Raw genomic sequence first — 10,894 nt, 5'->3', positions numbered from 1 at the left:
CGAGCTCGGCACCCTCACGGCGGCCCCACCCGGCCGCATCCGGATGGCCGGCCGATGAGGCGGCGCCGCTTCGTACGGACGCTCGGCACCGGCGCCGCCGGTACGCTGCTCCTGCCCGCCTTCGCGCGGGGCCAGGAGGCGCGGCGGCTCGTGCTGCTCCACACCAACGACACGCACTCCCGGATCGACCCGTTCCCGGCGGACGGCGGTCCCATGTCGGATCTGGGCGGCGTCGCGCGCCGCGCGTCGCTGGTGGAGCGGATCCGCGCGGAGGAGCCGAACGTGCTCCTGCTGGATTCCGGCGACATGGTGCAGGGCACCGCGTACTTCAACCTCTTCGGGGGAGAGGTGGAGATGCGCACCATGACCGAGCTGGGCTACGCGATGAGCACGCTCGGCAACCACGAGTTCGACAACGGCGTGGACGGGCTGGTGTCGATGCTGGAGCACGCCGGTTTCCCGCTCGTGTGCGCCAACTACGAGATCGACGATCCCCGTCTGGCCCGACACGTCGAGCCGTGGCGGATCCGGGAGGTCGACGACCTGCGCATCGGGATCTTCGGGCTCGGGATCGACTTCCGGGGACTGGTGCTCGACCACAACCACGAAGGCGTGCGCTACACCGATCCGCTGGCCGCCGCGCGGCAGGCCGTGGACGTGCTCCGCCACGACGAAGCGTGCGACCTGGTGGTGTGCCTGTCCCACCTGGGACACGAGTACCGGGGGGACCGCCCCAGCGATCTCCGCCTGGCCACCGAGGTGCCCGGTCTGGACATCGTGCTGGGCGGGCACACCCACACCTTCCTGGATGCGCCCGTCCTGCACACCCATCCGGACGGATCGTCCACGCTGGTGCACCAGGTGGGGTGGGGCGGGGTGCGGCTGGGCCGCATCGACGTCACGTTCGAGGAGCGGGGCGTCGTCGCGGTGGGCGGTGCGGGCTACACGGTCGGGCCCCGCTCCGTCTGAGGTCGCGCCCGCCGCGCTACTGGTGTCGTAGCGCCACGCCCGGATCCACGCGGGCGGCCCGCAGCGCCGGGACCAGGCACGCCACCGCCGCGACGAGCACGAACGCGAGGGGCACCACCACGAACGTCGTCGGATCCTGGGCATCCACGCCGTACAACATGCTGTCCATGGCCCGCGTGCTCGCCAGGGCCAGCACCACGCCCACCGACACCCCGGCAACGGCCATCCCCAGGCCTTCGCCGACCACGAGCCGCAGGACGTCCGGTGCCGCGGCTCCCAGCGCCATGCGCAGACCGATCTCCTGCGTGCGGCGGCTCACCGCGTAGGCCAGCACACCGTAGATCCCGATCAACGCCAGCGCGAACGCCAACGCGCCGAAGGCCCCCAGCAGCACGAGCGCGAAGCGCGGCTGCGCCAGCGCCGAGCCTGCGACCTCCTCCAGCGTGCGCACATCCGCCAGCGCCACCCGCGGATCGATGTCGTGCACGGCCGCGCGTACCGGCTCGATCAGTGCCGCCGGATCCCGTTCGCTGCGCACCACCAGGGTCAGCCGCCGCAGGGTGCCCGCGCTGGTGATCTGCGCCGGCGTGCGGTACCAACGCGGTTTGATGTCGGCTGTCATCCCGTTGTGGCGCACGTCGCCCACGATTCCCACGATCGTGGCGGTGTCCCCCGCGAACGTGGCGACCCGCGCGCCGAGCGGCTCCTCGCCCGGGGCGAAGTACCGTTCGACGGCGGCGCGGTTGATCAACATCGCGGCCGGCGCGTCGCGCCGGTCGTCCGGCCCGAAGGAACGGCCCCGCAACACCGGGATCCGCATGGCCTCCAGGTAGCCCGGGGTCGCGAACTGCCATTCGGCCGGCGTGGACTGCCCGGGAGGCGTGACATGGCCGACGACATTGAAGCCGGCGTCTCCCATCTCCGAGGCCAGCGGCAGGAGGCGCGCGGCACCGGCCTCGCGCACACCGGGCAGCGCGCGGACGCGCGTGAGGAGATCCTCCCAGAAGCGGGCCACATCCTCCGGCTCGGCATACGATGCGGAGGGCGTGGTGATGCGGGCGGTGAGCACGTTTTCGGTCACGAAGCCCAGGTCCACCTGCAGCAGCCCGGCGAAGGTGCGCATCATGAGTCCGGACGCGGTGAGCAACACCACGGCCATCGCCATCTGAGCGGCGACGAGGAGACCGCGCATGCGGTTCCCGCGGGCGGCTCCGCCGGCGCCGCGCTCCGCGCTCAAGGCCGCCGCCGTGTCGTTGCGGGCGAGAGCGCGCGCAGGATACCAGCCGGTGAGGATGGCCGCGAGCGCGGAGGCCACGAGCGCGAACAGCAGGACCGTGGGATCGATGCCCACGGAGGCGCTGCGCGGAACCGAGGCGGGGCTCAGCCCCAGCAGGAGCCGCACCCCTACGGCAGCCAGGAGGGTGCCGAGCGCGCCGGCCGCCAGGGCGATCACGGCGCTCTCCGTCAGGAGCTCCCGCAGGATGCGACCCCGTCCCGCTCCGAGGGCGCGCCGGACCGAGACCTCCCGACCGCGTCCGTCCCCGCGCGCCAGCGTCAGGTTGGCGACGTTCCCGCACGCGATCAGCAGCACCAGCAGGCAGGCGCCCAGGAGGAGGGGCAGCGTGGTGGCCGCGTCACCGGCCACGTCGCGCGTGACGGGCAGCACCACCGGTCGGAAGCCCCATTCGGGTGGATAGATGCCTTCCGCCTCCAGGCGGCCGGCGATGGCGCGCAGGTCGGACTCCACCTCCGGCAGGCCGGCCCCGTCCGCCACGCGTGCCACCATGAAGTAGCCGTGGTTGCCGCCGTTCTGCGGCACCTGCACGGGCGCGTCGCGCTCGATCGCCGTCGTGAAGAAGACCTCGCTGGGTGCGGAGGATCCGTAGTCCTCCGGGACCCGGAACCCCGCCGGCATGACGCCCAGCACCGTGAACGGCAGACCGTTGATCAGCACGTCCTGCCCCACGATGGCCGGGTCGGCAGCGAAGCGCCTCTGCCAGACGTCGTGCCCGAGGAGGACGACCGGAGCCTCCGTGTCGCCGTCCTCCCACGTGAACGCCCGGCCGAGGGCCGGAGCCACGTCCAGCACCGAGAAGAGGTTGGGCGAGACCACGGCCGAGCGGACCTCCTCGGGGTTCTCCGTGGAGGTGAAGGTGTGCGACGACGTGAAGTACAGGGCCGCGTCGGCGAGCGTGCGATTCTGCTGCCGGTAGTTCAGGTACTCCTCGTAGGAGACCCAGGTCTGGTCGAAGTCCACCCAGCGGCTCCACACCGTGACCACGCGATCGGGATCGCCGTACGGCAGCGGCTGCAACAACACGCCATTGGCGACGCTGAACACCCCGACCGCGGCTCCGATGCCGAGCGCGAGCGTGAGCACGGCCGCCACTGCATAGCCCGGCGCCCGTGAAAGGCTGCGCGCTGCCCGCCTCAGGTCCCGCACCCATCCACCCATGCCCCCTCCTCCACGCCAGGACCCGGACATACGCCGGGCCACGTCCACCACCCCTGCCCAACCCCGCGTGCGCGCGTGGATGGCCAGCACCACCAGCGCCGTCCCCCGTTCGTCCGGCAGCCCGACCAGCACGTGATCGCCCGCCGGGATATCGATGGGCTCACCGTCTGCTGCGCGGGGCGGCAGGCCGATCCGGGAGAGCTCGTCGATCCGAGCGGCGAGAGCCCGACGCTGGCCCCGGGGAAGACCGCGCAGGGTGGCGGCCGCCGCCGGAGCCATCGAGATCCGGACGGCCACCGCTCAGAGATCCAGGTCGCGGCGCACCTCGTCCCAGGGGATCGCACCCTCGCGGGCGATCTCTTCCAAGGCAGCTTCGACGTCCCGCCGGGCGAGCGCCGCCCGTAGTCGGTCGAGCAGCGCGGCGTCCTCGAGGGGCACGATGGCGGCCAGCCCCTTCCCGTGGCGGGTCACGACGAAGCGCTCACCGCCATAGGCGGCGCGGCTCACCACCTCCGCCAGGTTCTTGCGCGCCTCGGCCGCCGAGATCTCCCGGGGGCGCTGTTCCGGCTCGTCCATGACCTCACTCCGTGCGTTCGGCTGGGGGCTCCACCCCGTCTGCACAGAATGCAACTTTTGTACAAATTGGTCAAGCCGATGGGGCCCCGGTGGGCCTCCGACCCTACTCCGAGCGGGCGTGGACCCCCGCGGGAACGGCACAGGTGGCCACCCCCGCGATCGCGGGCGCGTCGGACGGGAACCACCGTCGCCGCCAGCGCAGCGCCACACCCACGAGGCCGATCAGGACCGGGACCTCCACCAGCGGCCCGATGACCGCCGCGAAGGCGGCCCCGTGGCCGAGCCCGAAGGTGGCCACGGCCACGGCGATGGCGAGCTCGAAATTGTTGGAGGCGGCCGTGAAGGCCAGCGTGGCCGTCTGCGGATAGGACGCGCCCGCCTTACGGCTCATGAAGAACGTGAGTGCGAACATCGCGACGAAGTACAGGAGCAGCGGGACCGCGACGCGAACAACATCCAACGGACGCGCCAGGATGGCGCCGCCCTGGATGGAGAACATCGCGACGATCGTGAAGAGCAGCGCGACCAGGGTCAGTGGAGCGATGCGTGGCACGAAGACATCGCGGTACCACTCCGCGCCCTTCAGGCGCAGCCCCAGCGCGCGCGTCGCCATTCCGGCGAGGAACGGGACGCCCAGGTAGATGAAGACGCTCGTGGCGATCTCTCCCATGGTGACGTCCACGACGACGGCGCCCAGGCCCAGCGCGGAAGGCAGGAGCGTGAGGAAGATCCAGGCATACAGCGCGTAGAACAGCACCTGGAAGATGGAGTTGAACGCCACCAGACCGGCCGCGTACTCGTTGTCTCCGTCGGCCAGCTCGTTCCAGACGATGACCATGGCGATGCAGCGGGCGAGCCCGATCAGGATCAGACCGGTCATGAGCTCGGGCCGGTCGCGCAGGAAGAGCACCGCCAGCGCGAACATCAGCACCGGCCCGATCACCCAGTTCTGCACCAGCGAGAGGCCGAGCACGCGGCGGTTCCGGAAGACGTCGCCCAGCTCCTCGTAGCGCACCTTGGCCAGCGGCGGGTACATCATCAGGATGAGCCCGATCGCGATCGGGAGCGACGTGGTGCCGACCTGCGTGCGTTCGTTCAGCAGGCGGACGCCGTCCGGCCATAGCGCGCCCAGCAGGACGCCGAGCGCCATGGCGGCGAAGATCCACAGCGTCAGGAAGCGATCCAGGAACGACAGGCGGCGTCCGGCCGCGGGTCGGGACATGGCGAGTGCTCGGGTGGGCTGAGGGAGGTGGGTTCAGGCCGGCGTCGAGGGGACGGCGCCGCCGACTTCGAGGTAGTGTGCGAAGGCATCCGGGAGCTCGCTGCGCCGGATGGCCTCGGTCGCTCGGCGCAGGTCGTACTCCACGCGCGGGAACTGCACGGACACCCGCGTGCCGTCCATCTCGAGCAGCGCGTAGCCCGCCCGCCAGTCGCCGTCCTTGGGCCGGCCCACCGAGCCCGTGTTCACGAAGTGGAGATCGTCCACGACGCGGTGCCACGGCTTGTGGGTGTGGCCGAACGCGATCACGTCACCGGCCCTGGCGGCGAGCCGCTGCGCCATCTTGCGACAGAAGTCGTCCGAGCGGTCTTCGGTCCAGTAGACCGTGTTGAGGACCGGATTGCCGTGGACCAGGGTGAGCGTGGGTCCGGCCGCGTGGCCGCCCAGCGGACGGATGTCGAGACGGAACGGCAGCGTCGCGAGCCACGCCTTCGTCTCCGCCGACACGTGCGCACGCGTCCACGCGTAGCTGACGTGGCTCAGCTCCTCCTGGCGCGGATCCTCGTAGCGGCAGCCGCAGTGCGCATGGTCCGTGGCCGTGGTGGAGTCGTAGTTGCCCGCGGTACCGGGGACGCCGCGCTCCCGCAGGAGCGCCACGACCTCGTTCGGCCACGGCGCGTAGCCGATCAGATCGCCCAGGTGGTAGACGGCTTCCACGTCGGCGCGGGCATCGATGTCCGCCAGCACCGCCTCGAGGGCGGGCAGGTTGGCGTGGATGTCGCTGATGAGGGCGATCCTCATGTCCGGCTCCTCGTGCTGCGCACGGGTGGGATACGGCTCAGTCGCAGCAGCCCGGCCCGCAACACGGCTCCGCCGCCTCCGCCAACGGCTTCCACGCCCGCACGAACGCGGACATGAACCGACCTTCGACGGCGGCTGCGAACGCGTCCACGTCCAGCCCCGACTCCTCCAGGAAGGCGCGCGCGTCCTCCACCTCGTAGATGCGCGTGGGCTCCAGGCTCGGGTCCTCGAAGCCGGCTTCCTTGAGCAGCGTCTCGAACTCGCTCTCCTCGAGCGCACCGGCGATGCAGCCCACCCAGAGCTCCATGCTGCGACGCATGTCGTCGGGGACCTCGCCCCGCACCACCACGTCGGAGACGGCGAAGCGGCCCCCGGGCTTCAGCACCCGGAACGCCTCCTGGAACACCTGGCGCTTGTCCGCCGAGAGATTGATGACGCAGTTGCTGATGATCACGTCCACGCTGTTGTCCGGGAGCGGGATGTGCTCGATCTCGCCCTTCAGGAACTCCACGTTCTCCGCGCCCGCCTCGGCGGCGTTCCTCCGGGCCAGGGCCAGCATCTCGTCCGTCATGTCCAGACCGTAGGCCTTGCCGCTGGGGCCCACCCGCTTGGCCGAGAGCAGCACGTCGATGCCGCCTCCGCTGCCCAGGTCCAGCACCACCTCCCCCGGGGAGAGCTCGGCCAGCGCCGTCGGGTTGCCGCACCCCAGCGAGGCCAGCACCGCCGCCTCCGGCAGCGACGAGGCGGTCACCGAGTCGTACAGGTCCCGCGTGATCGGGTCGGTGGCGTCCGGTCCGCAGCAGGACGATGTCCCGCAGCAGCTCCCCTTCTGGCCACTGGCCGCCCGCTTGGCGGCCTCCCCGTACTTCTCGCGAACGATCTCCCGGACCTCCTGGCCCGTGGTGGTCGGCTGGCTCATCGGTCTCTCCATATCAACAGCGGTTGATGTATTAGGGTAAATAAAAAGGCAGGTTGCACTTAACTGCAGCAGGACCCGCCCGAACGGCTGGGCGCCCGCCACGTCTGGTCCGGCTTCACCTCACCCAGGAAGGCCCGCATCTCTTCCAGCGCACCGGGCTCCAGGGCGTAGTAGACCCACCGCCCTTCCTTCCGGTCGGAGACCACACCGGCCTCCTTGAGCTTCTTGAGGTGGAAGGACAGCCGCGATTGGCCCGCGTCCAGCGCGTCCTGCAGCTCACAGACGCAGCGCTCCCCGTCGGAGAGGAGCTGCACGATCTGGAAGCGCGTCTCCTCGGCCACGGCCTGGAAGCGCAGGAGCAGGGCTTCGGCGGATGGGGTGGTGGTGGGCATGGGCGATAATGTATCAATGAATGTTGATAGGTCAAGGGTGTGGGGGAGGAGCGTTCTCGCGGACGTCGACGTCCCGCTTCTCCAGCAGCTCCCGCAACCGCTCCAGGAGCGAGGCGGCTCGGAGCAGGACCATGGCCGCCAGTTCGTTCCCGTGGCGCGTCACCACGAAGCGCTGCCCCCCGTCGGCGACCACGCCTTCGGCTCCACCCGGAGTCACGGAGGCCTGACGGTTGCAGAATACCGGTCGCTATGGTTGCGTCATACCGATTGCAGCCACTGCTTCATACCGATCAATGCGCTCCTGCCCCGTGTCCAGCCTTGAGCGGCTCGGCAACCGGGGCGGTCCGGTGGGCCGTCGGTGGCCTTGGCGCAGTGCGAGCGACGGCGGTCCCGGTGCCCGCGGAGATGGCCGATCCCGCCCCCCTCGTCCTGACCCGGTCCCCACCCCATACTGTGCCCCGGCCCAACCCGCCCCCCGGGGAGGACCGCCCCGTACAGGGAGACGTCATGGACCGGAGAGCAGCGCCCCGGGCGTGGATCGCCGCGCTCGCGATCCTCTCCAGCGCCTGTCTCCCCGACGGAGGCGCGCGTGGCTGGGAGTGCATCGCCCCGGCCAACGTGGGCGGCGGCTGGGACCGAACGTGCCGCTCGGCGGGCATGGTGATGGGCGAGCTGGGCCTGAGCCCGGGCGCGGTGCGCACCCTGAACATGCCCGGGGCCGGCGGGGGCGTCGCCTACGCCCACGCAGTGGCTCAGCGGGACCGGGACCCCAACGTGCTGTTCGCGGCCAGCCCCGGCACGACCCTCCTGCTGGGACAGGGCCAGTGGGGGCGGCTGGACGAGGACGACGTGCGCTGGGTGGGCGCCGTGGGCGCCGAGTACGGTGTGCTGGCCGTGGCGGCCGATGCCCCCTGGCAGACCCTGGACGACCTGCTCGCCGCCTGGCGCGCCGACCCCACGCGCATCGCCGTGAGCGGCGGGAGTGCCGCCGCGGGTCAGGACCACATGAAGGTGCTGCTCCTCGCGCACCGGGCCGGGATCGACCCCCGTTCCATCCGCTACGTGCCGTTCGACGGCGGTGGCGAAGCCATGACCGCACTCCTGGGCGGCTTCGTGCAGGTGTTCAGCGGCGAGGTCTCGGAGATCCTTGGTCAGGTGCAGGCCGGGCGCATGCGGCCCATCACCGTCCTGGCGCCGCACCGCCTGGGCGGCGTGCTGACCGGCGTCGCCACCGCCCGCGAGTCGGGCGTCGACGTGGATTGGGTGACCTGGCGCGGCTTCTTCGCGCCGGGCGGCATCAGCGACGAACGCTACCAGGAGTGGGTGGACGTCTTCGCGCGCATGGCCGCCACCCCCGAATGGGAAGCCGCCCGCGCGCAGAATCGGTGGGAGCCCTACCTGATGGTGGGCGATGAGTTCGACGCGTTCGTGAAGCAGGAGGTGCGCGACTTCCGCGCGATGTCCCGTGAGATCGGATTGATCCGGTGACCGCTTCCACCCGCGCGGACCGGGTCACGGGTCTCGTCCTGATTCTGTTGGGGCTGGCCGTCGGTGCGCAGGCCATGACCTTCGACGTCCTGTTCCTCACCGACCCCGTCGGTCCCAAGGCGCTTCCGCTGCTGTCGGCCGCGGTCTTCGTGCTGTCGGGCGTCCTTCTCCTGCTCCGACCCGGCTCGGCCGGACGGTGGCCGGAACGACCCGTGCTGCTGCGCATGGCGGGGGCGGTCCTCGCGTTCCTCGTCTATGCTGCGCTCCTGGCGCCGCTGGGCTTCGTCGTCGCCACCACGATCACCGTCACGGCGCTGTCCCTGCTCTTCGACGGGCCCTGGCTCAAGAGCCTCGGCGCCGCTACCGCGCTGTCGGCCGTGCTCTGGTACCTCTTCGTCTGGGCGCTGGACCTGCAGCTCCCGCTCGGCCGCGTCTGGGAGGCCCTGTGGATGGGCTGAGCCACCTCGTCGGCGGCTTCGGCGTCGCGCTGCAGCCGGTCAATCTGCTGCTGGCGTTCGTCGGCGTCTTCGTGGGCACGTTCGTGGGCATGCTCCCGGGCATCGGTCCCATCAATGCCATCGCGATCCTCATCCCCCTGACCTTCGCCACGGGGATGAGCCCCGAGTCCGCGTTGATCCTCATGGCGGGGATCTACTACGGCTCCCAGTACGGCAACTCCATCAGCACCATCCTGCTGAACGTGCCGGGCACCGCGTCGGCGGTGGTGACCGCGCTGGACGGCAACGCCATGACCCGACAGGGGCGGGGCGGCCCGGCGCTGGCGATGGCGGCCATCGCGTCGTTCTTCGGCGGCACCGTGTCCATCTTCTTCCTCGTGCTGTTCGCTCCGCTGCTGGCCGAGTGGGCCATCCGCTTCGGGCCGGCCGAATACTTCGCCCTGATGATCTTCGCGTTCGCGGCTCTCTCCAGCCTGTCGAGCGGGACGCTCATCAAGGGGCTGGCGGCCACGGCGTTCGGTCTGCTGCTCGCCACGGTGGGACTCGATCCCAACAGCTCGGTCCCCCGCTTCACGTTCGGGCAGATCAAGCTGCTGGACGGGATGGACTTCGTCGTCGTGACCATCGGGCTGTTCGCCGTGAGCGAGGTCCTGCAGCTCCTCGAGGACACGGACCGGGGTCAGGCCGTCACCCGCTCCTTCGGCCGCGTGATGATCAGCGCCAAGGAGTTCGTCACCTCGCTGGGCAGCATGCTCCGCGGCAGCGTGCTCGGCTTCCTGGTCGGGGTGCTGCCCGGCGCGGGCGGCACCATCGCCTCCTTCCTCGCCTACTCCACCGAACAACGTGTGTCCGACCGGGAGGGCACGTTCGGGAAGGGCGACATCCGCGGCGTGGCCGCGCCCGAGTCCGCCAACAACGCGGCCGCGAACGGCGCCATGATCCCGCTGCTCACGCTGGGCGTGCCGGGCAGCGGCACCACCGCGGTGCTCCTGGGTGCCCTGATGGGCCTGGGCGTCACGCCCGGTCCGCTCCTCATCACGGAGGAGCCGGACCTGTTCTGGGGCCTGGCCGCGTCCATGTACGTCGGCAACGTGTTCCTGCTGCTGCTCAACCTGCCGCTGGTGGGGGTCTTCGTCCGGGCGCTCACGGTGCCGCGCTGGTTCCTGCTGCCCGCGGTGGCCGCGCTTTCCTTCGTGGCGGTCTATGCGGTGAATCAGAGCGCCTTCGACCTGGTGCTCATGACCGGGTTCGGCGTGGTCGGGTACGCCATGCGCAAGGCGGGTATGCCGCTGGCGCCGGTGATCCTGGGCCTGGTGCTGGGTCCGCTGATGGAGAAGAGCCTGCGCCGGGCCATGTTCCTGTCCGGAGGCGAGTGGGGCATCCTGTTCAGCTCCCCGATCGCGGTGACCCTGTGGGTGCTGGCCGTGGTGAGCCTGGTGGCGCCGATGTTCCTGGCGCGGCGGGCCAGACTCCGGCAGGCGATGGCCACCGGCGAGAACGACTAGAAGACCCTGCCGGCGGGACGGCGGGGGCCGGGGGCCCCGTTCCCGAACCCGCCGCGCCCGGGCCGACGGGCGCGTACGTCCCGGCCCACCTCCCGCTCCGCGCTTCGACCGG

11 protein-coding genes are annotated in these 10,894 nt (G+C 71.0%); 4 read left to right on the top strand and 7 right to left on the bottom strand.

The window, feature by feature from the left end; translation table 11 throughout:
- The first annotated feature begins 54 nt into the window (after positions 1–54).
- A complete protein-coding gene (locus R3E98_18220; GenBank protein ID MEZ4425341.1) occupies positions 55–969 on the top strand; it encodes a metallophosphatase in 915 nt (304 codons plus the stop codon).
- 16 nt (positions 970–985) lie between these two features.
- Here R3E98_18220 and R3E98_18215 read toward each other — a convergent pair whose 3' ends face one another.
- The 7 genes from R3E98_18215 to R3E98_18185 form a co-directional block, all read right to left on the bottom strand.
- Positions 986–3,721 (bottom strand): ABC transporter permease, encoded by a 2,736-nt coding sequence (locus R3E98_18215; protein MEZ4425340.1) that lies wholly within the window; start codon positions 3,719–3,721, stop codon positions 986–988.
- 3 nt (positions 3,722–3,724) lie between these two features.
- Positions 3,725–4,000 carry a type II toxin-antitoxin system Phd/YefM family antitoxin gene (locus R3E98_18210; GenBank protein MEZ4425339.1) on the bottom strand — a complete coding sequence of 92 codons (276 nt, stop codon included), beginning with the start codon at positions 3,998–4,000 and terminating at the stop codon, positions 3,725–3,727.
- Between the two features lie 103 nt (positions 4,001–4,103).
- Positions 4,104–5,222 carry an ACR3 family arsenite efflux transporter gene (gene arsB / locus R3E98_18205; protein MEZ4425338.1) on the bottom strand — a complete coding sequence of 373 codons (1,119 nt, stop codon included), beginning with the start codon at positions 5,220–5,222 and terminating at the stop codon, positions 4,104–4,106.
- A 33-nt stretch (positions 5,223–5,255) separates the two neighbouring features.
- Entirely contained in the window at positions 5,256–6,020 is a 765-nt protein-coding gene (locus R3E98_18200) for a metallophosphoesterase family protein (protein ID MEZ4425337.1), read from the bottom strand.
- 37 nt (positions 6,021–6,057) lie between these two features.
- Positions 6,058–6,939 carry an arsenite methyltransferase gene (locus R3E98_18195; GenBank protein MEZ4425336.1) on the bottom strand — a complete coding sequence of 294 codons (882 nt, stop codon included), beginning with the start codon at positions 6,937–6,939 and terminating at the stop codon, positions 6,058–6,060.
- A gap of 59 nt (positions 6,940–6,998) precedes the next feature.
- Positions 6,999–7,331, bottom strand: a complete 333-nt coding sequence (locus R3E98_18190) for a metalloregulator ArsR/SmtB family transcription factor (protein MEZ4425335.1) — start codon at positions 7,329–7,331, stop codon at positions 6,999–7,001.
- 31 nt (positions 7,332–7,362) lie between these two features.
- Positions 7,363–7,524: a hypothetical protein gene (locus R3E98_18185; protein MEZ4425334.1), complete on the bottom strand. Its 162-nt coding sequence runs from the start codon at positions 7,522–7,524 to the stop codon at positions 7,363–7,365.
- A 314-nt stretch (positions 7,525–7,838) separates the two neighbouring features.
- On the opposite strand from R3E98_18185, the gene R3E98_18180 reads away from it, so the two are divergent.
- Genes R3E98_18180 through R3E98_18170 form a run of 3 tightly spaced genes read left to right on the top strand, consistent with a single transcriptional unit; the run spans position 7,839 to position 10,782 of the window.
- The gene (locus tag R3E98_18180) at positions 7,839–8,819 is read left to right on the top strand and encodes a tripartite tricarboxylate transporter substrate-binding protein (protein MEZ4425333.1); all 981 of its coding nucleotides are present in this window, start codon (positions 7,839–7,841) and stop codon (positions 8,817–8,819) included.
- Positions 8,816–9,277 (top strand): tripartite tricarboxylate transporter TctB family protein, encoded by a 462-nt coding sequence (locus R3E98_18175; protein MEZ4425332.1) that lies wholly within the window; start codon positions 8,816–8,818, stop codon positions 9,275–9,277. The genes R3E98_18180 and R3E98_18175 overlap by 4 nt, the downstream gene beginning before the upstream one ends.
- Positions 9,265–10,782 carry a tripartite tricarboxylate transporter permease gene (locus tag R3E98_18170; protein ID MEZ4425331.1) on the top strand — a complete coding sequence of 506 codons (1,518 nt, stop codon included), beginning with the start codon at positions 9,265–9,267 and terminating at the stop codon, positions 10,780–10,782. Before R3E98_18175 ends, R3E98_18170 begins: the two co-directional genes overlap by 13 nt.
- Positions 10,783–10,894: the final 112 nt, after the last annotated feature.

This window comes from Gemmatimonadota bacterium (genome assembly GCA_041390125.1).
GTDB lineage: Bacteria > Gemmatimonadota > Gemmatimonadetes > Longimicrobiales > Gaopeijiaceae > JAGQIF01.
The sequence above is the reverse complement of the archived record's forward strand: the minus strand, read 5'-3'. Positions and strand labels throughout refer to the sequence as shown.

Excerpts from the sequence above, each read along its gene's own strand:
- R3E98_18220 (MEZ4425341.1), top strand. The coding sequence starts at position 55 with ATGAGGCGGCGCCGCTTCGTACGGACGCTCGGCACCGGCGCCGCCGGT.
- R3E98_18210 (MEZ4425339.1), bottom strand. The coding sequence starts at position 4,000 with ATGGACGAGCCGGAACAGCGCCCCCGGGAGATCTCGGCGGCCGAGGCG.
- arsB (MEZ4425338.1), bottom strand. The coding sequence starts at position 5,222 with ATGTCCCGACCCGCGGCCGGACGCCGCCTGTCGTTCCTGGATCGCTTC.
- R3E98_18200 (MEZ4425337.1), bottom strand. The coding sequence starts at position 6,020 with ATGAGGATCGCCCTCATCAGCGACATCCACGCCAACCTGCCCGCCCTC.
- R3E98_18195 (MEZ4425336.1), bottom strand. The coding sequence starts at position 6,939 with ATGAGCCAGCCGACCACCACGGGCCAGGAGGTCCGGGAGATCGTTCGC.
- R3E98_18190 (MEZ4425335.1), bottom strand. The coding sequence starts at position 7,331 with ATGCCCACCACCACCCCATCCGCCGAAGCCCTGCTCCTGCGCTTCCAG.
- R3E98_18180 (MEZ4425333.1), top strand. The coding sequence starts at position 7,839 with ATGGACCGGAGAGCAGCGCCCCGGGCGTGGATCGCCGCGCTCGCGATC.